We start from the raw sequence: 19,967 nt of genomic DNA, 5'->3' as shown, positions 1-19,967 counted from the left end.
CCCTTATGCGACCCACTTACGATCCCCGGTAAAGCTGATGGTCAGCCAACGGGCCGCGTCCGGTTTGCCCAACCCTGTGGATATCTCTTCGCGCAGCCCGTCGAGGGTCGCGACGCTATCCATCGGGTAATCCGCCGGCAACACTACATGAATCTCGATAAACCGCGCCCGCCCGTGCTTCTGCACGTAAGACACATAATCGTCGAAACCATGCTTGGCCTGGGCCGCGTCCATCACTTCGCGCACCTTGTCATCCAGTTGATCCGGTGCAATCCCCAGCACATCACGCAAAGCCGGGCGCAGGATCTTGAACGCCGGCGCCAGCATGCTCAGGGCCAGCAGGATCAGGATCAACGGGTCGACATATACCGCCCATTCGCCATAGCCCTGGGACTTGAGAAGCAACGCCGTCAGGAAGCTTATCAACAGGCCCACCGAGAGCATCGCGTCCACCAGCCAACTGATGTTGTCGAACTGGATCAGCGACGACTTGAGCGTGCGATTGCGGTAGCGCACGTAGAAGAAATAGCCGAACTCGACGACGGTAAACACCGCCGCATAGATGATCACCAGACCCAACTCGATCTCGCGCCCGCCATTGATAACGCCGAACACGCCGTTAAGAAACGCATAGATGGCAATCAGAAACAGGAAACTGCCTTCGATCAGCAGCACCATCGGTTCCAGGTGCCAGTAGCCGAACTGGAAGCGATCGTTGCTTTTCTTCGCGATCAGCTTGGCCGTGATCAGCATCAGCACCTTGATAAAGGTGGCAATCAGCGAGAAAAAGCCGTCGAATAAAATGGATTGGGATCCTGAGACCACACCCGTGACAATCCCGGCGATCGCCACGGCGAACATCAGGATGGTCGATTGTTTGAGCAGCGACTGCTCACCTCGGTTACTCACATATCCTCCTGTCAAAACCTTGAAACCGCAGAGTGCGGCGGGGTTTTCAGGGGTGGAGTGTACCTGTAGCGAGGGGGCTTGCCCCCGTTGGGCTGCGAAGCAGCCCTAAAACCGAGTCATACGGGGCCGCTTCGCAGCCCAACGCGGGCAAGCCCGCTCGCCACAATAAGCTGGCTATTTAGCCCTTGGCACCACGCTCAATGGCAAACCCGGCCCAAGTCTGGCTCACCGGCATCAGTTCCAGACGGTTGATGTTCACGTGTGCCGGGGTATTCATCACCCAGAAGATCGTATCGGCGATGTCTTGTGGCTGGATCGGCTCAGCGCCCGCGTAGGTTGCGTCATAACGCGCTTGGTCACCGGCAAAGCGCACCAACGAGAACTCGCTTTCACACAGGCCCGGCTCGATGTTGGTCACGCGAACGCCAGTGCCCTGCAGGTCGCAACGCAGGTTCAGGGAGAACTGTTTGACGAAGGCCTTGGTGCCGCCATACACATGGCTGCCCGGATACGGGTAGTTGCCGGCGATGGAGCCCAGGTTGATGATCCCGGCACCACGACCGTGGGCGATCAGGCGCGGCAACAGCAGGTTGGTGGTAGTCAACAGGCCCTTGATGTTGGTGTCGACCATGGTTTCCCAATCGTCGAGACTGCACTTGGGCGCCGGATCCGTGCCCACGGCAAGACCTGCGTTGTTGATCAGCCCGCGCAGCTTGCTGAAGGACGGCGGCAGATTGGCGATCGCCTCTTCCATGGCCTTGCGGTCACGCACGTCCACCACCAGGCCATGGACTTCGGTCTGCTTGGAAAGCTCGGCGCACAGGGCGTTCAAGCGCTCCTCGCGGCGACCGGTGAGCACCAGCGACCAGCCCGCCTCGGCAAAACGTCGAGCACAGGCTTCGCCAAAACCGGACGTCGCACCGGTAATAAATAGCGTGTTGGACATGATGTTCTCCTTGCAAGGCTTCGCGCAGCCGGTGAGATAAAAAAACCAGCGAGCAGAATGCCCGCACGCCGCCCTCGCGGCAACCGATACACCCGTCGCAACGGTGATTCTGTACGAAATTTAATCAATTATCGCAAAGCTATATAAACCGTGGCATGCAGCCATATGCGCGCACGTTATCCACAGCCCCGTCCACAGTCTTTGGGGGCAAGTACAAAGCCCGCCAAGCCGCTGTGCACAAGGCTTTCAGCGCGATTTGATAAGTTTTTTGCTTGACCTTCGGGCAGGCCTATGTAGGCCCAATGCAATCGAAGCAATCAAGGGGATGGCGCCAGGCCAGTAATTCCGGCCCCTGCGGGAGTCTTTCCAGAGTTTAACCACAGACTTATCCACAGGCTGGAGTGACATGTTTTTGTCATATACCTGTGTCTTTAAACAGGTTGACAAAACCTTGGACAGGTCCTGAAAAAGTCCCTGATCAAAAAACAACCACCATCCTGAAAGCCACGTAATCAAAGGCCTCCAGCCAGCTACTCCCACGTTACCCACAGCCGGTTCCACAGTCCGTGGGGACAAGTCAAAACTGTGACAAAACAGGGATTTGCGGCGGCTATATGTCGCGCTTTGGGAGGTGCTCAGATTTGTTTTCCACAATTTGGTTCGGGGCTTGTGGACTGCACAAAAATAGGTGGGAGCTGCTTTCTGTGGGAGCGGGCTTGCCTGTGATACAAGCACCTCGGTATTTCAGTCAAACCGAGGTGATGCAATCGCGGGCAAGCCCGTCTCCCACAGAAAGCGGGCTCCCACAGGGGTCTTGCAGCAGGCTTTAAATCAATGCCCGCCGAGGTAGGCGTTACGCACCTCCTCATTGACCAGCAGCTCCTTGCCAGTCCCTGTGAGGCGAATCTCGCCGTTAACCATCACGTACGCCCGATCAGACAGGCGCAACGCGTGGTTAGCATTCTGCTCCACCAGGAAGATGGTCATCCCGGTGGAGGCCAGCTCGCGCAGGGTGGCGAAAATCTGCTTCACCACAATCGGCGCCAGCCCCAGGCTCGGCTCGTCCAGCAGCAACAGCTTGGGCCGGCTCATCAACGCCCGGGCGATGGCGAGCATTTGTTGCTCGCCGCCGGACATGGTCATCGCTCGCTGATTGCGTCGTTCCTTGAGTCGGGGAAACAAGTCGAACATGCGCTGCATGTCCTCAGCGGCGAACTTATCGCCAATCGGGATGGTGCCCATCAACAGGTTTTCCTCGACGGTCATGTCGGGGAACACCCGTCGCCCTTCCGGCGATTGCGCAATGCCGTTGGAGGCAATGTAGTGGGTCGACTTGTGCGTAATGTCCACGCCGCGATAGAGAATCTGCCCGGACTCGGCCCGTGGCTGGCCGAAGATCGACATCAACAGCGTGGACTTGCCCGCGCCGTTGGAGCCGATCAGGCTGACGGTTTCCCCTTCGTTGATGTGCATCGAGACTTTCTTCAGCGCCTGGATCGGCCCGTAGAACACGTCCAGGTCTTTCAGTTCGAGGATTGGCTCGCTCATACCAGCTCCTCTTCATCAGCGCCCAGGTATGCCGCGATTACTTTTGGATCGTTGCGGATCGCCTCCGGGCCGCCTTCAGCGATGACATTGCCGTGGTCAAGTACCACGATGTGGTCGGAAATACTCATCACCATGCCCATGTCGTGTTCGATCAGCACCACCGTCAGGTCATGTTCGTCGCGCAGCAGACGAATCATCGTGCTCAGCGCTTCGGTTTCCTGGGGGTTGAGGCCCGCGGCCGGTTCATCCAGGCAGATAATCTGCGGCCGGGTGCACATGGCGCGGGCGATTTCCAGGCGGCGTTGTTGGCCGTAGGACAACTCACCGGCCAGGCGGTTGGCGCAGTCCACCAGGTCCACCACTTCCAGCCAGTAAAAGGCATGGTCGAGGGCGTCGCTTTCGGCCTTGCGGTAGCCCTTGGTGTTGAGGATGCCCGCGATCATGTTGCGGTTGACCCACATATGCTGGGCCACCAGCAGGTTCTCCACCACCGACATTTCCTTGAACAGGCGAATGTTCTGGAAGGTGCGCGCAAGACCTGCACGGTTCACTAGGTGGGTGCCGCCGAACATCTTGTAGAACACCCGGGTGACGAAGCTTTTGGGCGATACAAAATCCTTGGCCTTGAACGACTCGCCGAGCAACTGGATAACGTTGGTCTGCTTGCCGCGCACATTGAGTTCGATCTTGCCACCGGTAGCCTTGTAGAAACCGGTCAGACAGTTGAACACCGTGGTCTTGCCTGCACCGTTAGGGCCGATCAGGGCGAAGATCGAGTTGCGCTTGACCTTGAGGCTCACGTCGCTCAAGGCCTTGATGCCACCGAAGTGCATCATCAGTTTTTCCACTGAAAGGACGACTTCCTTGCTCATGGCGCCACTCCTTTACGTGGGACTACACCGGTACGGCTGATGCGAATCAGGCCGCGCGGCTTCCAGATCATCATCACCACCATCAACACGCCAAACAGCAGCACGCGGTATTCAGAGAAGCTGCGCAGCAGTTCCGGTGCCACCGTCAATACGAATGCGGCAATCACCACACCGACGGTCGAGCCCATGCCGCCCAATACCACAATGGCGAGAATCAGCGCCGACTCGAAGAAGGTGAACGACGATGGGTTGACGAAGCCTTGGTAGCTGGCGAAAAACACCCCAGCCAAACCGGCGGTGGATGCACCGATGGTGAACGCAGAAAGCTTCACCAGCACGTGGTTCAGGCCCATGGAGCGGCAGGCGATTTCATCTTCGCGTAAGGCTTCCCAGGCGCGGCCCACCGGCATCCGGGTCAGGCGGTGCTTGATGTACAGCACCAGCAACACCACCAGGAACAGCACGATATAGATAAACAGGAATTTGACGTTGGGGTTGTAGTCGATACCAAAGAACTCGTGAAACGGCACCCCGCCATCCTTCGCCTTGCGCACAAACTCAAGCCCGAAAAACGTCGGCGATGGCACCGGCATACCGTTCGGGCCGCCGGTAAACGACAGCCAGTTGTTCAACACCAGACGGATGATTTCACCGAAGCCCAGGGTCACGATGGCCAAGTAATCTCCATGCATTCGCAACACCGGGAAACCGAGTATGCACCCCGCCAACGCTGCACAAATGGCCGCCAATGGCAGCACCGTCCAGAAGCCCAGGCCGAGGTATTGATACCCCAACGCCAGACCGTAGGCGCCGATAGCGTAGAACGCCACGTAACCCAAGTCGAGCAGCCCGGCCAGGCCCACCACGATGTTCAGGCCCAGGCCCAGCAACACGTAGATCAGCCCGAGAATCACCACCGTCAGCAGGTACTTATTGGCGAAGAACGGGAACACGATAGCAATCACGATCAGCGCCGGAATCACCCAACGCAACTGCGATTTGTAGTCCGGTTTCAGCACATGCACGCCGGAGCCGGTGCTCTCGAAACCCTGGAGAATCCTCAAGCCCTTGGGGGTTTGCAGGAACAGGCTCATGGCAAACCGGCCGACCATCACAATGGCCACCAGGATGCCGACGCGGGCCGGTTGCAGATTGAAACTGTAGCCGTCGAGGACCACGCCGACAATCGGGCCGAACACGATCAGCGAAATCAGCCCGGCGAGGACCGTATCGACCAGACTTTTCTTGATATCGATTGAATTGGCAGCAGACATATTTATACCTTCGCCACGAGTGGGCGACCGAGCAGGCCCTGGGGACGGAAAATCAGGATCACCACCAACAGGGAGAAACTGAACACGTCTTTGTAGTCAGAGTTGATCAACCCCGAGAACAGCGACTCGGAGATACCGAGGATGATCCCGCCCAGCATCGCCCCAGGCAGGGAACCGATGCCGCCGAGTACCGCTGCGGTAAACGCCTTGATGCCGATGATGAAGCCGGCATAGAAGTCGAACGTGCCGTAGTTCAAGGTGATCAGCACACCGGCCAGGGCCGCCATGGCTGCACCAATAACAAATACGTAGGAGATCACCCGGTCCGTATTGATGCCGAGGATCGAGGCCATCTTGCGGTCTTGCTGGGTGGCGCGGCACATGCGGCCGAGCTTGGTGTACTTGATGATGTAGGTCAGCAACCCCATGCCGACAAACGCGGCCACCAGGATGAACACCTTGGTATAGGTTAACTGCACGAACCCGGTGCCGATGTCGACTCGCCAGGCACCGGCCAGCAGCGTTGGAATGCCTTGTTGTTTGGCGCCTTGGGCGATCTGTGCGTAGTTCTGCAGGATCAGCGAGATACCGATGGCGCTGATCAGCGGTGCCAGTCGGGTGGAGTTACGCAGCGGTTTATAGGCGACACGTTCGATGACCCAACCGTAAACGCCAGTGACGACCACGGTGAAGATCAAGGTGCCAAGAATGAGCAGCGGGAAGGATTCGATACCAAAATAGGCCAGCAGAGCCAGACTGATTGCCGCCAGGTAAGCGGAAATCATGTAAACCTCGCCGTGGGCGAAGTTGATCATGCCAATGATGCCATAGACCATTGTGTAGCCGATGGCGATCAGGCCATAGACCGACCCGAGGGTCAGGCCGTTGACCAGTTGCTGCAGGAAAATACCATCCATAACGCAATCTCACGCAGTGAGAGCCTGCACACCTGTGGGTGTGCGGCCCTTCTAGGAGGAAAAGACAGATCTCGATAACAACCCAGTCCCCGTGTAGGAGGGGGCTTGCTCCCGATTGCGGTGGGTCAGTCATACATGTGTTGGCTGACACTGCGCTATCGGGAGCAAGCCCCCTCCCACATTGGAACGGTGGTGTTTAGCTTTATTTCTGCTTTTCCAACTGGTGATACTTGCCGTCCTTGTCCCACTGGTAAACCACGTAGTCGGAGACTTTCAGGTCGCCCTTGGCGTCCCAGGCCTTGTCGCCCATCACCGTCTTCACCGTGTTGGCTTTCAGCCATTTGGCGGCGTCTTCGCCTTTGTTGGATTTGGCGCCATTGAAACCGGCGGCCAGGGCCTGGATCGAGGCGTAGGCATACAGGGTGTAGCCTTCAGGCTCTTTACCGGCCTTGCGGAACTCTTCCACCACCGCCTTGCTTTCCGGCAGCAGGCGCGGGTCGGCGCCAAAGGTCATGTAGACGCCATTCACGTACTGGGCACCACCGGCGGTAGCCACCAGTTCGTCGGTCACCACGCCGTCATCGGACATGAACTTGACGTCTTTCAGGCCCGCTTCACGCAGCTGACGCACCAGAGGACCGGCTTCCGGGTGCAAGCCACCGAAGTACACTACGTCGGCACCGGCTGCACGGATCTTGGTCACCAGGGCGCTGAAATCTTTCTCGCCGCGCGTCAGGCCTTCTTCGATCACCGGTTTCACGCCACGCTTGGTCAACTGCGCTGCAGTGGCGTCGGCCAGGCCTTTGCCGTAGGTGTCTTTGTCGTTGATAACGGCGACTTTCTTGCCCTTGAGCACATCGACGATGTAGTCACCGGCTACGATGCCTTGCTGGTCGTCACGGCCACACATACGGAACATTGCCGTCAGGCCACGCTCGGTCACCTGCGGGTTGGTGGAACCTGGGGTGATCGCGATCACGCCCGCGTCGCTATAAACCTCGGAGGCGGGAATGGTGTTCGACGAGCAGAAGTGCCCGACCACGCCGATCACCTTGTCCTGGTCAACCAGACGGTTGGCCACGGCCACGGCTTGCTTGGGCTCGCAGGCATCGTCACCCGCCACCAGCACGATCTTCTCGCCGTTGATCCCGCCCGCTTTGTTGATCACCTCTGCGGCGGCCTTGGCGCCCACCATGTACTGCTCACCGAACGCCGCGTTGGCGCCGGTCATCGGTCCCGCTACGCCAATCTTCACATCAGCTTGAGCAAACGCAGAAACACCCAACGCAGTAGCCACTGCGAGGGCGAGAAAACCTTTCTTGTAAAACGTCTGGGACATGAGGTGGTGCTCCGAGGTTTTTGTTGAATTGGCACTGCAACTTCACTTCAAACTTTCACCAGAAAGCTCAGAGCAAGCCTCGTGCCATTACGTTTTTATTATTCAAAAAGACACCGTGTCATTGTTATTACAGGCGTTTCGACTCCTTTCAATTGGACGTGCAACCCTTTAGCTCGCGCAGGTGTCACCATTGGACTCAAAAAGTGCAACCCGTCATTGCAACCACTGCAACCCGTCCCTTAAACGACAGCCTCCGAACCTGTAACAACGTGCGTAACGGAACTGCACATTTACAGTGCGTTACTGCTACGACTCGCACCAATACAGATTAGTAGCCTGCTAAGAAGATGCAGCCTTCTTACAGCTATTTCGCTGATCAGATGACAATTCGCAGGCATTGCCCCGCGTGATACAGCGAGAATCCTGCCTCATATAAACAGCTACGCAGGCCCACTCCGGCCAGCGGCTGCATTGGCGCGAATGGAATCGGCAATGCCTGTGGATTCTGGTGACACAGGTAATCGGCAAAGGCCTTGCCCACCACACTGCCGGTGGTCACGCCCCGGCCGTTGTAACCGGTGACGGCCACTAGGCCCGGCGCCGGTTCGAACAGGCGCATCAGGTGGTCCGGCGTGAAAGCGATACAGCCCGTCCAGGTACATTCCCACTGCACTGACTTGAGGTACGGAAAGTAGTGTTGCTGCACGCGATCAGCCCACGCTTTGAGGAACCAGGCGGGCTTCTGATTGCCATTACCCAGGCTTCCCAGCAACAGCCGGCCATCGGCATCACGGCGAATGCTGCTGAGGACTTGTCGCGTATCCCAGGAACCCTGGCCGCCCGGCAGGATTTGTTGCGCGGCGGCTTCGGTCAATGGCGCCGAGGCCACCTGGTAGTAGTAGCCAGGGAAAAAATTGCGCCGCAACTCGGTCCACTCGCCTTCGGTGTAGGCGTTGGAGGCAATCACCACTTGTTCGGCGTGCACGGCACCCTGGGCGGTTTGCACGGACCAGTGCTGGCCCTGGCGTTCCAGTTGAGTGACAGGAGAGTGGTCAAACAGTTGCCCGCCAAGACCTGTGGCGGCATTGGCCAAACCACTGGTGTAGGCCATCGGGTTCAAAGTACCGGCACGCCGATCCAGCAAGGCGGCAGCGATTTTTTGGGTACCGGTGGCCTGTTCGCATGCGGCGCCGGTCAACAGCTCAACCGGAGCACCACGACGTTTCCATTGTTCTTCACGGCTGCGCAAATCCGCTTCGCCACGGGCGTTGTGCGCCATGTGCAGAGTGCCTTCGCGGCGCAGTTGGCAGTCGATGTTGTATTTGTCGATCAGGCTGAACACCAGGGACGGTGCCGCACCGAGCATACGGTTGAGCTGGCTGCCCACGGCCTCGCCAAAACCGGCTTCGATCTCGTCCGGGGGAATCCACATCCCGGCATTGACCAACCCCACGTTACGCCCCGAACCGCCATGACCGGTGCGATGGGCTTCCAGTACGGCGACGCTTTTACCTTGTTCCAGCAAGTGAATGGCGGCTGACAAACCGGTGATACCGGCGCCGATCACGCACACATCCACCTTTACCTCACCCTTGAGCGCGACGCGGTCCGGCCGGTCAGGCGTGAGTTGTTCCCACAAACATGCTTCGCGTAAAGGCATTGCCTGACTCCGATGAGACCTGACAAACAGCTTTTCCGAACTGTAAATGCGGTCAAATGTGGGAGCTGGCTTGCCTGCTCCCACATTGAGCTCACTCCGACTCTAGATATCAGTCGAAGGTGATGCCCTGCGCCAGTGGCAACTCCAGCGAGTAGTTCACGGTATTGGTCTGGCGACGCATATACCCGCGCCACGCATCCGAGCCTGACTCACGGCCACCACCGGTCTCTTTCTCACCACCAAACGCCCCGCCAATTTCCGCGCCGCTTGGCCCGATGTTGACGTTGGCGATACCGCAGTCACTGCCCACCGCCGACATGAACTGCTCGGCTTCGCGCACGTCAGTGGTGAAAATGCACGAGGACAGGCCCTGAGGCACGGCGTTGTTCAGGCGCAGGGCTTCAGCGAAATCGGTGTAGCCGACCACGTAAAGAATCGGCGCAAAGGTCTCGGTACACACCACATCGCTCTGCTCCGGCATTTCCACAATCGCCGGCGACACGTAGTAGGCATTGGGGAATTTGTCTTCCAACTGCCGCTTGCCACCAAACACCCGGCCACCTTCGCTCAGCGCCTGCTCCAGGGCATCCTGCATGTTTTCAAAGCTGTGCTTGTCGATCAGCGGGCCCACCAGATTGCCTTCCAGTGGATGACCAATGCGCACTTTGGAATAAGCTGCCTTCAGTCGGGTGACGATTTCTGCTTTTACCGATTCATGGGCGATCAGTCGGCGCAGGCTGGTACAGCGCTGGCCAGCAGTACCCACGGCGCTGAACAGAATGGCGCGCACGGCCATGTCCAGGTCGGCGCTTGGGCCGAGGATCATCGCGTTGTTGCCGCCCAATTCCAGAATGCTGCGGGCAAAACGTGCGGCGACTTTCGGCGCGACTTCGCGGCCCATGCGGGTGCTGCCGGTGGCGCTGATCAGCGCGACACGCGGGTCGTCCACCAGTGCAGCACCAGCATCGCGACCGCCGATGATCACTTGGCTCAGGTACTCGGGCGCATCGCTGAACTTCTTCAATACGCGCTCGAACAGCGCCTGGCAGGCCAGTGCTGTGAGCGGGGTCTTTTCCGACGGTTTCCAGATCACGGCGTTGCCGCACACCAGCGCCAGGGTGGTGTTCCACGCCCACACGGCCACCGGGAAGTTGAAGGCGCTGATCACGCCCACCACGCCCAGCGGGTGCCAGGTTTCACGCATGTGGTGGCCTGGGCGCTCGGAGGCGATGGTCAAGCCGTACAGCTGACGCGACAAACCAACGGCGAAGTCGCAGATATCGATCATTTCCTGCACCTCACCCAAGCCTTCCTGGGTGATCTTGCCGGCTTCCCAGGACACCAACTCGCCCAGATCAGCTTTATATTCACGCAACACGTCACCTAGCTGACGCACCAGCTCTCCGCGACGTGGCGCCGGTACCTTGCGCCAGGCCTCGAATGCATGCTCGGCGCGACTGACCTGCTGCTCGACCTCAGCAGCCCCTTCCCAGTGCACACTGGCGATCTGGCTGCCATCAATGGGCGAATGCACCGGGTGTTGACCCGATTGGTACAGCGCCGGGTTTACCCCGAGACGATCAAGCAATGCGGCAACCATGGGTTTCTCCTTCCATCTACAAACGAAAATATGCGCCGCCCGTCAGGGGACGATCCAGACCTTATTTGTAGCTGGCCCAAGACTTGCCAACAAACGACGATTAGGCGAGATATCATTCCGTTTATTCATGCAAAAAAAGAAAAAGAGACAGGCCATGCTGAATAAAAGACATTTGCCCTCGATCACCGCCTTGCAGTGCTTCGAGGCCGTCACCCGTCACCTGAGCTTCACCCGCGCCGCCGAAGAGCTGAACCTCACCCAGAGTGCCGTCAGCAAACAGGTGGCGCAGTTGGAAGAACTGTTGCAACACCTGCTGTTCCGCCGGGTGCGCCGCCGCTTGCAGATGACCCCGGCGGGCGATCTGTACCTGGTGGAAGTGCGCAAGATCCTCACCCAGGTGGAGATGTCGACCCATTACCTGCGCTCCTACGGCGGCGAAACCGAAGTGTTGCGGGTGTCCACGCCCTACACCTTCGGCGCCCGCTGGCTGGTGCCGCGCCTCAAGGGTTGGCGCCTGCGTCATCCGCAGATCCACCTGGACCTGTGCAACGAACAGGACCCCGACGAGCTGCTGCAAGGCAAGGCTGACCTGGCGTTCTACTTCGGCCAGGGCTCGCGCCCCGGTACTGAAAGCCTGAAGCTGTTCAGCGAAGAGCTGGTACCGGTGTGTGCACCGGACACGCTGCCGGCGCAGCCGTTTACCGACCCCACGCAACTGAGCGACCTGGTACTGCTGCAAAACGCGTCCCGCCCCCAGGGCTGGCACGACTGGTTCGCCGCCCAGGGTTATCACACTGAACACAGCTACCACGGCCCGCGCTTCGAAACTTTCTATATGTGCATTCGCGCCGCGCAAGTGGGCTGCGGCGTGGCGCTGTTGCCACGGTTCCTGGTGGAAGAGGAATTGGCCGAGGGCAAGCTGGTCATTCCCTGGCAGTACGCAATGCCGAGCCAGGATGCGTATTACCTGGCGTATCCCGAACATTCGGCGGAAGTGCCCAAGGTGCGGGATTTTGTGAAGTGGATGATGGCGCAGGTTGAGTCTTCATGATGGTCTTCGCCTGCAAATCCGCCTTCGCGAGCAAGTCGAATCGTCGCACCGCCGCTCCCACATTTGGAATGCATTTCACGTGTGGGAGCGGGCTTGCTCGCGAGGGCGGTGTCAGCCCGACAAAAATACCAAGTTAAAAATCACTGGCAAACCAACCCACGTCTATGCGCCACTAGCACTATTCCTTAATTGTGCGTAAAGGTCGGTGCCCATCGCCGACCCGTCTGGAGATTCCCGTTATGAGCGAGAGTGTGTTTGCCGATCGCATCGTGCAGAACTTGCTCGACACCGACTTCTACAAGCTGACCATGATGCAGGCGGTGCTGCACAACTATCCCAATGTGGAAGTTGAATGGGAGTTTCGTTGCCGCAACAGTGAAGACCTGCGCCCGTACCTGGCGGAGATTCGCTATCAGATCGAGCGCCTGGCTGAGCTGAGCCTGAGCCCTGATCAACTGGGCTTCCTGGAACGCATCAGCTTTATGAAGCCGGACTTTTTGCGCTTCCTCGGCCTGTTTCGCTTCAACCTGCGCTACGTACAGACCGGCATCGAAAACGGCGAGTTGTTTATCCGCCTGCGCGGGCCGTGGCTGCATGTGATTCTGTTTGAAGTGCCGATGCTCGCGATCGTCAGCGAAGTGCGTAACCGCTATCGCTACCAGACTGTGATCCTCGAACAGGCCCGCGAACAGCTGTACCGCAAGTTCGACTGGCTGACCGCCAACGCCAGCAGCGACGAATTGTCGGAGTTGCAGGTGGCTGACTTCGGCACCCGCCGACGCTTTTCCTATCGGGTCCAGGAAGAAGTGGTCAACGTGCTCAAGCACGATTTCCCCGGACGCTTTGTCGGCACCAGTAACGTGCACCTGGCCCGTGAACTGGACATGAAACCCTTGGGCACCATGGCCCACGAGTGGATCATGGCCCACCAGCAACTGGGCCCAAGGCTGATCGACAGCCAGGCTGCCGCCCTCGATTGCTGGGTACGCGAATACCGTGGCCTGTTGGGGATCGCCCTGACCGACTGCATCACTACCGATGCCTTCCTCGGCGACTTCGATCTGTACTTCGCCAAGCTGTTCGATGGCCTGCGCCACGACTCCGGTGACCCGGTGCTGTGGGCGGAAAAAGCCATCGCCCATTACCACAAGCTAGGGATTGAGCCGATGAGCAAGACCCTGGTGTTCTCCGACAGCCTGACACTGCCCAAGGCCCTGGAGATTTTCCGGGCGCTGCGCGGTCGGATCAATGTCAGCTTCGGCATCGGTACCAACCTGACCTGTGATATTCCAGGTGTGGAACCGATGAGCATCGTGCTTAAAATGACCGCCTGCAATGGCCAGCCCGTCGCGAAGATCTCCGATGAAGCGGGCAAGACCCATTGCACCGACCCAAATTTCGTCGCCTATTTGCGCCACGTTTTCAAAGTACCTGCCCTACCCAGCAAGGAGTGAATCATGCAAGCCGTACAGCGCGAGATTGCTGAACAGCTCAAGGTCCAACCGCCGTTCAAAGACCAGGCCGCCCTGGAGGCGGAGGTTGCGCGACGGATTACCTTTATCCAGGAATGCCTGCTCAATTCTGGGCTCAAGACGTTAGTGCTGGGCATCAGCGGCGGCGTCGACTCCCTGACTGCCGGCCTCCTGGCCCAGCGCGCGATGAAAGAGCTGCGCGCAAGCAAGGGCGACGACGCCTACCGTTTTATCGCGGTGCGCCTGCCCTACGAAACCCAGTTCGACGAACACGACGCCCAGGCCTCGGTGGACTTTATCGCCCCCGACGAGCGCCACACGGTGAACATCGGCCCGGCGGTCAAATCCCTGGCTAATGAAGTGGCGGCATTTGAAGGCAAACACGCCGTTGCCCGGGATTTTGTGCTCGGCAACACCAAGGCGCGGATACGCATGGTGGCGCAGTACACCATCGCCGGTGCGGCCAGTGGTTTGGTGATCGGTACCGACCATGCGGCGGAAGCGGTGATGGGCTTTTTCACCAAGTTCGGTGATGGCGCCTGCGACCTGGCGCCGTTGAGCGGGTTGGTGAAAAACCAGGTGCGGGCGATTGCGCGGCACTTTGGTGCGCCGGAGTCGCTGGTGGAAAAAATCCCGACTGCTGACCTGGAAGACCTCTCTCCAGGCAAGCCGGATGAAGCCTCCCACGGTGTGACCTACACCGAGATCGATGCGTTCCTGCACGGTGAACCGGTGCGCGATGAAGCGTTCCGGATCATTTGCGAGACCTATCGCAAGACACATCACAAGCGAGTGATGCCGTTTGCGCCGTGAAGCATGACCTGGCGACGACTTTTGTGGCGAGCGGGCTTGCCCGCGTTGGGTTGCGAAGCAGCCCCAATAAGATCACTGTGTTTTTTCAGAAAGATCGGGGTGGCTGGCTTTGGGGCTGCTGCGCAACCCAACGCGGGCTTGCCCGCTCGCCACAGGTCCTCACCAGCCACAAAAAAGCGCCTGAAAAGGCGCTTTTTTTATGGCTGGGAGCCTGATTACTTCAGGACAACAGCGCCTTTCATCATCGAGTTGTGGCCTGGGAACGAGCAGAAGAACTCGTATTCAGTACCCGCCGCCAGCTTCGACACATCAAAGGTCACCGAGTCTTTTTCGCCCGACCCAATGATTTTGGTGTGGGCAATGATGCGAGTGTCGCCGTCTTTCAGGTAGTTCTTGTCGATGCCTGCGGCCATACCGTCGCCAGCGATGCCGGCCATATCGGCTTTAGTGCTCAGCACCCAGTTGTGGCCCATGACGTTCTTTGGCAGGCTGCCAGAGTGACCCAAGTTCACGGTGAAGGTCTTGCAGCTCTTGTCGATGGCGATTTCCGTTACTGGCTTCTTGTCGACCTGGAACGACATCTGGTCGGTGGAGTCGACGTCGATCGAGCATTTTTCGGCAGCCATCAATTGGCTGCTGGCCAATGTCAGCAGGGATACCGCAACGAGTTTGGCAAACATGTGAATCTCCAAGGCAGGGTTAAACAAAATCCGAATAACAGGAAGGTTGCCTGATACAGACCAAACTTCTCATGATCTGTATCAACAAATTGTATACAACTTTAGGCTATCAGACTGATCGAGACAATCAAACAGCGTAGCGTTGATTGCCCGCCTATGATCGGCTCGTCATCCCTTACGGAGTCCGAGCCATGAATCTCAATAGCCTGCTGCGCAGCCTGCTTGCCGCTTACGCCTGCGGTGCCAGCGGCACCTGCGAAACGCCTCAGCGCGAGGTTTAATCCTTTAAGAGACGCCGGCCAACCTTTACTCTTTAGCCCTTACTGAGCGCGGAGTCAGGTATGTCCTTGAAGTCTGTATGTGTATTTTGCGGTGCCAGCAGTGGTACTAACCCAGCCTACCGCGAAGCGGCCATTGCCCTCGGGCAAGCGTTGGCTGCGCGCAAGCTGACCCTGGTGTACGGCGGCGGTGCGGTCGGCCTGATGGGTATCGTGGCCGACGCGGCTCTGGCAGCGGGCGGCGAGGTGGTCGGAATTATTCCCGAAAGCCTGCAAAACCTGGAAATCGGCCACAAGGGCTTGACCCGCTTGGAAGTGGTCGACGGCATGCATGCCCGCAAGGCACGCATGGCCGAGCTGAGCGACGCGTTTATCGCGCTGCCGGGCGGTCTGGGCACCCTGGAAGAACTGTTTGAAGTCTGGACCTGGGGCCAACTCGGCTACCACGGCAAACCACTGGGTTTACTGGAAGTGAACGGTTTCTACAGCAAACTCACAGCATTTCTCGATCATATCGTCGGCGAAGGCTTCGTCCGAGCGCCGCATCGTGCCATGCTGCAAGTCGACGAATCGCCCGTGCAGTTGCTTGACGCGCTCGATGCCTGGAAACCGCTGGCGCTGCCCAAATGGGTGGACAAAAAACCCGATTAACCCTTGGGACGCGATTAAAGGCAGAATACGCGCCGCTCAACCTCACCTTCGACCCCAGAGGATCGCCCATGGCAAAACCTAATTACTCCTTCGCCAAACGTCAGAGAGACTTGGCCAAGGAACAGAAGAAAGAGGAAAAGCTGCAACGCAAGAAAATTGCAGCCGATGAAGAAGCCGGTGCACTGAACCCGGATGCAGAAGGTGAAGTTGTAACTGACGAGACCGAAGCACCGAAAGATCAGGCGCCTGACGCCTGAGGCATACGGTGTAACAAATCCCCTGTGGCGAGCGGGCTTGTCCGTGTCGGGCTGCGCAGCGGCCCCAAAATCTGCCGCCGAGATCTGTCTGAGAGATCGCGGTGAGCTTACTGGGGCTGCTTCGCAGCCCAACGCGGGCAAGCCCGCTCGCCACAACAACCGCGTTATTCCAGCGGCATCACCGTCACCCGTACTTCCGGGTCATGGCTCCCGCCCCCCAGAATCACTCCCCGCAACGGCGAAACATCGGAAAAATCCCGGCCCCAGGCCAGGGTGATGTGCTCCAGTGCCGGCTGCACATTGTTGGTCGGATCAAAATCCACCCACCCCAATACCGGACAAAACACCGAGACCCATGCATGGGACGCATCAGCACCGATCAGCCGTGGCTGGCCGGGCGGTGGCTGAGTCAGCAGGTAGCCGCTGATATAACGCGCTGCCAGGCCTCGGGAACGCAAGCAGGCGAGCATCAGATGGGCAAAGTCCTGGCACACGCCGCGCCGGCGTTCCAGCACTTCCACCAGCGGCGTAGCCACTTGAGTGGCTTCGGCATCGAAGGTGAATTCGCTGAAAATCTTTTCCATCAGCGCCTGAGTCCCCAGCAGCAGCGGGCGGCCCAGCGGAAAGCAGCTTTCGGAAAACTCGACGAAGCTTTTCTTCAAATGCACGTAGGGCGATTCAAAGCGGTACCGGCACGCCTCGATCACTTCGGCCGACAGCGGCTGACTGCTGTAGGTCAAGCCCTCACGAGCCTGATCCCAGGGCAGTGACAGGCTGAAATCCAGCCGCGGTCGCGCCTGGACCTCCACCGTCAGCCCGGCGTTGACCAGCAATTCATCATGGGGCCGCTCAAACGCCAGGCGGGTGATCGGGTTGCCAAACACGTCCAGCTCATCCCGACGCGACGTCGGCTCGGGGCTGATGTCCAATTGTTGCCATGTGCAGCGTTGCCAGGCACACGGCCGTGGCCATAAGTGAGCAAGCTGCTGGGCCAGCGACACCGGGCTGTCGTAGTGGTAATGGGTATCGTGGAAGATCTGGTAGCGGGCACTCATCACACAGACACCGTTTGCTGGCTGACATCATCCACATGGGCAAAATGGCGCAAGGCCAGGCGATCAGAGACTTGCCCACTTTCATCGGCGACCGCTTGCAGCAGGTCAGCCAGGCCATCAAGGGCAGCGCGCACACTGGCTTCGCCGAACAACGGGTTCTCCAGGCAGCCCAGGTCAAACCGGGCCAGGCGCTCCACCAATGGCGTCAGCCCGGTCTCCCGAGGCACGCCGAAGTCATCATTCAGGCGACGCAGGGTGCGGCTCACCAGCTTAAGTTGGAACAACACGGCATGAGGGTTCTGTTCATCCAGCAGCAACAGGTCCAGCACCGGGATCAGTTGCGGCACCGCCAGGTAGCGAGAACGGTAGGTGATGCTGCTGTTGCCCAGCTCCAGCAACCACTCCAGCCCCGCCTGATCGAACACCGCCACACCGCGCAAAAACGCCGCCAGGCTGCTGCTGAGGAACTGCAGACGCTCGATACGCCGGCCCATCATCAAAAAGCGCCAGCCTTCGTCGCGGGTCATGTCATCGAGGGCAAAACCGGACAGCGCCGCCAGCGACATCACCAGACGGTTGAGGAAATCCAGTAGCTCGCCAAAGTCCGGCGCTTCACTTTCCAGCTCCATGGCTTCGCGCTGCAACTCCACCAATGCCTGCCAGTTCTCCCGGGACAACTTGCCGCGCACCTGGGACGCCGCCCACTGCAAGCGCTGCAGATTGGCCCGCAGGCTCGACGGCCAGTCATCACCGAGCAACGCCGCCTGCAGCCGCTCAGGCAACGTGCCCTCTTCCGGCAACAGTCGCAGGCTTTCGCCAAGCTCTACCGCCGCCTGCAGCGCCAGCGGGTCGTCTCCGTCGACATAACGCGCCAGGACGACACGCAGCCAGCGCGCGCTGTCGTCGCAACGCTCGCAATAGCGGCCGAACCAGAATAGGTTTTCCACCACCCGCGACGGCAAATACGGATCACGCCGCACCAGGTCATGGGCGCCAATCGACCGTTGCGCCCGCCATTGTTCGCCGCCGGGCGCTCGTTCCCCCAACACCCAGGTGTCCTTGCTCGCGCCGCCGCGCTGCATTGACACCACTTCGGCATCGGCTTCAGCGGCTACACGGGTCAGGCCACCGGGTAATACCCGGTAACCGTCATCGCTGGCCACTGCGTAAACACGCATGCCAATGGCACGGTGTTGCAGATGATCATCGACGGTGTGCCAGACCGGCGCCTGGGACAATTGCGCCAGTTCCTGGGCGACGTAAGCGTAAGGCCGCGCCTGCATACGTTCGGCCAGGGCCTGGCGTTGTTCGTGGTTCAAGTCGCGGCCGAATACCGGGGCGAAGCTCTGCGACGGGAATGCGGGTTTGATCAGCAGCTCCGGTAGTTTTTCCAGGGCTTCGGCCAGTACCGGCGCTTCGCCGCACCACCAGGTGGCGATGGACGGCAGGATCAGTTCTTCGCCAAACAGGTATTGATTGATCTTCGGCAGAAAACCCAGCAAGCCGGGAGACTCCAGCACACCGCTGCCCAGGGCATTGGCCACCAGCACGTTGCCCTGACGCACCGCATCGAGCAGGCCGGGCACGCCAAGGGCCGAGTCGGTGCGCAGCTCCAGCGGGTCGCAGAAGTCATCGTCCAGCCGGCGCATGATGGCGTTAACCCGGCGCAGGCCGCTGAGGGTTTTCAGGTAAACCGTGGCGTCGCGCACGGTGAGGTCGCCGCCTTCCACCAACGGGTAGCCGAGCTGGCGGGCCAGGTACAGATGCTCAAAATAACTTTCATTGAAACGGCCCGGGGTCAGCAGCACGATCAGCGGTGGCTGGTCGTCGCCGGGCGCCTGGCGGGCCAGGGTTTCCTGCAAGGTGCGGAAGAAGCCGGTGAGGTGCTGGACCTGCAAGTCGCGGTACAGGTCCGGGAACGCACGGGACACGATGGTGCGGTTTTCCAGGGCATAACCGGCGCCGGACGGCGCTTGGGTGCGGTCAGCCGTGACCCACCAACGACCATCGGGCGTGCGCGCCAAGTCCACTGCGTACAGGTGCAAATACGCCCCGTCGGGCGGTTGGATGCCCTGGCATGGCCACAAGAAATTGTTATGGCCAAACACCAGCTCTGCCGGCAGCAAACCTTCGGCGATCAACCGTTGCGGGCCGTAGAGATCCGCCAGCACCGCATTGAGCAGCCGCGCCCGTTGGGCGATGCCGGCCGACAAGTGCTTCCACTCATCCGCCGCCAGCACATGGGGCAACAGGTCCAGTTCCCACGGCCGATCGGCGCCCTTGGGGTCGGCGTAGACATTGTAGGTCACGCCGTTTTCCTGGATCTGACGGGTCAGCAAAGCCTGGCGCTGGGCCAATTGAGCCGGTGTGCTGCGTTGCAGGTGGTCGAGCAAGCGCTGCCAATGGGCACGGACCGCGCCGCTGTCGTCCAGCAGTTCGTGATAGGTGCCCGCGGTCAGCGGGTAACGGTCGAGCAAGTCGGACATGGAACGCTCGGCAGAGGCAAGGGAAGTCAGTATGGGGGCGCCTAGCTTATATGGGAGCCGGGCTTGCCCGCGATGCAGGCACTTCGGTGTATCTGTTACACCGAGGTGATTCTATCGCAGGCAAGCCAGCTCCCACACAAGCCAGCTCCCACATTAGAA

17 protein-coding genes are annotated in these 19,967 nt (G+C 59.4%); 5 read left to right on the top strand and 12 right to left on the bottom strand.

Annotated elements, in window-relative coordinates:
* Positions 1-3: 3 nt before the first annotated feature.
* The 9 genes from HKK55_RS28560 to HKK55_RS28520 form a co-directional block, all read right to left on the bottom strand.
* On the bottom strand, positions 4-909 hold the full coding sequence (locus HKK55_RS28560) for a cation diffusion facilitator family transporter (protein ID WP_169357637.1): 906 nt from the start codon (positions 907-909) through the stop codon (positions 4-6).
* 178 nt (positions 910-1,087) lie between these two features.
* A complete protein-coding gene (locus tag HKK55_RS28555) occupies positions 1,088-1,855 on the bottom strand; it encodes an SDR family oxidoreductase (RefSeq protein ID WP_155584932.1) in 768 nt (255 codons plus the stop codon).
* An 831-nt stretch (positions 1,856-2,686) separates the two neighbouring features.
* Positions 2,687-3,403, bottom strand: a complete 717-nt coding sequence (locus HKK55_RS28550) for an ABC transporter ATP-binding protein (protein ID WP_155584933.1) — start codon at positions 3,401-3,403, stop codon at positions 2,687-2,689.
* Positions 3,400-4,275, bottom strand: a complete 876-nt coding sequence (locus tag HKK55_RS28545) for an ABC transporter ATP-binding protein (RefSeq protein WP_169357636.1) — start codon at positions 4,273-4,275, stop codon at positions 3,400-3,402. Before HKK55_RS28545 ends, HKK55_RS28550 begins: the two co-directional genes overlap by 4 nt.
* A complete protein-coding gene (livM, locus tag HKK55_RS28540) occupies positions 4,272-5,549 on the bottom strand; it encodes a high-affinity branched-chain amino acid ABC transporter permease LivM (protein ID WP_169357635.1) in 1,278 nt (425 codons plus the stop codon). Before livM ends, HKK55_RS28545 begins: the two co-directional genes overlap by 4 nt.
* A 2-nt stretch (positions 5,550-5,551) precedes the next feature.
* On the bottom strand, positions 5,552-6,466 hold the full coding sequence (locus tag HKK55_RS28535; RefSeq protein WP_003217447.1) for a branched-chain amino acid ABC transporter permease: 915 nt from the start codon (positions 6,464-6,466) through the stop codon (positions 5,552-5,554).
* Between the two features lie 202 nt (positions 6,467-6,668).
* Positions 6,669-7,805 carry an ABC transporter substrate-binding protein gene (locus HKK55_RS28530; RefSeq protein WP_169357634.1) on the bottom strand — a complete coding sequence of 379 codons (1,137 nt, stop codon included), beginning with the start codon at positions 7,803-7,805 and terminating at the stop codon, positions 6,669-6,671.
* 376 nt (positions 7,806-8,181) lie between these two features.
* Positions 8,182-9,465: an FAD-binding oxidoreductase gene (locus HKK55_RS28525; RefSeq protein WP_169357633.1), complete on the bottom strand. Its 1,284-nt coding sequence runs from the start codon at positions 9,463-9,465 to the stop codon at positions 8,182-8,184.
* Positions 9,466-9,574: 109 nt separating this feature from the next.
* Positions 9,575-11,065, bottom strand: coding sequence for an aldehyde dehydrogenase family protein (locus HKK55_RS28520; RefSeq protein WP_169357632.1), 1,491 nt, complete (start codon positions 11,063-11,065; stop codon positions 9,575-9,577).
* 154 nt (positions 11,066-11,219) lie between these two features.
* On the opposite strand from HKK55_RS28520, the gene HKK55_RS28515 reads away from it, so the two are divergent.
* From HKK55_RS28515 to nadE, 3 genes are all read left to right on the top strand, one after another.
* The gene (locus HKK55_RS28515; protein WP_169357631.1) at positions 11,220-12,116 is read left to right on the top strand and encodes a LysR family transcriptional regulator; all 897 of its coding nucleotides are present in this window, start codon (positions 11,220-11,222) and stop codon (positions 12,114-12,116) included.
* 239 nt (positions 12,117-12,355) lie between these two features.
* Positions 12,356-13,570, top strand: coding sequence for a nicotinate phosphoribosyltransferase (pncB, locus tag HKK55_RS28510; RefSeq protein ID WP_169357630.1), 1,215 nt, complete (start codon positions 12,356-12,358; stop codon positions 13,568-13,570).
* A gap of 3 nt (positions 13,571-13,573) precedes the next feature.
* Entirely contained in the window at positions 13,574-14,401 is an 828-nt protein-coding gene (gene nadE, locus HKK55_RS28505) for an ammonia-dependent NAD(+) synthetase (RefSeq protein WP_169357629.1), read from the top strand.
* Positions 14,402-14,616: 215 nt separating this feature from the next.
* On the opposite strand, the gene azu is transcribed toward nadE, so the two are convergent.
* Positions 14,617-15,081: an azurin gene (gene azu, locus HKK55_RS28500; RefSeq protein WP_169357628.1), complete on the bottom strand. Its 465-nt coding sequence runs from the start codon at positions 15,079-15,081 to the stop codon at positions 14,617-14,619.
* 341 nt (positions 15,082-15,422) lie between these two features.
* Between azu and HKK55_RS28495 the strand changes: the two genes are divergently transcribed.
* Complete coding sequence (locus tag HKK55_RS28495) at positions 15,423-16,010, top strand: TIGR00730 family Rossman fold protein (RefSeq protein WP_169357627.1); 588 nt, start codon at positions 15,423-15,425, stop codon at positions 16,008-16,010.
* Between the two features lie 68 nt (positions 16,011-16,078).
* A complete protein-coding gene (locus HKK55_RS28490; protein WP_169357626.1) occupies positions 16,079-16,267 on the top strand; it encodes a hypothetical protein in 189 nt (62 codons plus the stop codon).
* Between the two features lie 164 nt (positions 16,268-16,431).
* On the opposite strand, the gene HKK55_RS28485 is transcribed toward HKK55_RS28490, so the two are convergent.
* Both HKK55_RS28485 and HKK55_RS28480 read right to left on the bottom strand, forming a co-directional pair.
* Positions 16,432-17,322 (bottom strand): transglutaminase family protein, encoded by an 891-nt coding sequence (locus HKK55_RS28485; RefSeq protein ID WP_169357625.1) that lies wholly within the window; start codon positions 17,320-17,322, stop codon positions 16,432-16,434.
* On the bottom strand, positions 17,322-19,808 hold the full coding sequence (locus HKK55_RS28480) for a circularly permuted type 2 ATP-grasp protein (protein WP_169357624.1): 2,487 nt from the start codon (positions 19,806-19,808) through the stop codon (positions 17,322-17,324). Before HKK55_RS28480 ends, HKK55_RS28485 begins: the two co-directional genes overlap by 1 nt.
* Positions 19,809-19,967: the final 159 nt, after the last annotated feature.

It is taken from the genome of Pseudomonas sp. ADAK18 (assembly GCF_012935695.1).
Classification (GTDB): Bacteria; Pseudomonadota; Gammaproteobacteria; order Pseudomonadales; family Pseudomonadaceae; genus Aquipseudomonas.
This window is presented reverse-complemented; position numbering and strand designations above follow the sequence as displayed.

Excerpts from the sequence above, each read along its gene's own strand:
- HKK55_RS28490 (WP_169357626.1), top strand. The coding sequence starts at position 16,079 with ATGGCAAAACCTAATTACTCCTTCGCCAAACGTCAGAGAGACTTGGCC.
- HKK55_RS28520 (WP_169357632.1), bottom strand. The coding sequence starts at position 11,065 with ATGGTTGCCGCATTGCTTGATCGTCTCGGGGTAAACCCGGCGCTGTAC.
- HKK55_RS28495 (WP_169357627.1), top strand. The coding sequence starts at position 15,423 with ATGTCCTTGAAGTCTGTATGTGTATTTTGCGGTGCCAGCAGTGGTACT.
- pncB (WP_169357630.1), top strand. The coding sequence starts at position 12,356 with ATGAGCGAGAGTGTGTTTGCCGATCGCATCGTGCAGAACTTGCTCGAC.
- HKK55_RS28525 (WP_169357633.1), bottom strand. The coding sequence starts at position 9,465 with ATGCCTTTACGCGAAGCATGTTTGTGGGAACAACTCACGCCTGACCGG.
- HKK55_RS28480 (WP_169357624.1), bottom strand. The coding sequence starts at position 19,808 with ATGTCCGACTTGCTCGACCGTTACCCGCTGACCGCGGGCACCTATCAC.
- HKK55_RS28555 (WP_155584932.1), bottom strand. The coding sequence starts at position 1,855 with ATGTCCAACACGCTATTTATTACCGGTGCGACGTCCGGTTTTGGCGAA.
- HKK55_RS28545 (WP_169357636.1), bottom strand. The coding sequence starts at position 4,275 with ATGAGCAAGGAAGTCGTCCTTTCAGTGGAAAAACTGATGATGCACTTC.
- HKK55_RS28535 (WP_003217447.1), bottom strand. The coding sequence starts at position 6,466 with ATGGATGGTATTTTCCTGCAGCAACTGGTCAACGGCCTGACCCTCGGG.
- nadE (WP_169357629.1), top strand. The coding sequence starts at position 13,574 with ATGCAAGCCGTACAGCGCGAGATTGCTGAACAGCTCAAGGTCCAACCG.
- HKK55_RS28515 (WP_169357631.1), top strand. The coding sequence starts at position 11,220 with ATGCTGAATAAAAGACATTTGCCCTCGATCACCGCCTTGCAGTGCTTC.
- azu (WP_169357628.1), bottom strand. The coding sequence starts at position 15,081 with ATGTTTGCCAAACTCGTTGCGGTATCCCTGCTGACATTGGCCAGCAGC.
- HKK55_RS28550 (WP_155584933.1), bottom strand. The coding sequence starts at position 3,403 with ATGAGCGAGCCAATCCTCGAACTGAAAGACCTGGACGTGTTCTACGGG.
- livM (WP_169357635.1), bottom strand. The coding sequence starts at position 5,549 with ATGTCTGCTGCCAATTCAATCGATATCAAGAAAAGTCTGGTCGATACG.
- HKK55_RS28530 (WP_169357634.1), bottom strand. The coding sequence starts at position 7,805 with ATGTCCCAGACGTTTTACAAGAAAGGTTTTCTCGCCCTCGCAGTGGCT.
- HKK55_RS28485 (WP_169357625.1), bottom strand. The coding sequence starts at position 17,322 with ATGAGTGCCCGCTACCAGATCTTCCACGATACCCATTACCACTACGAC.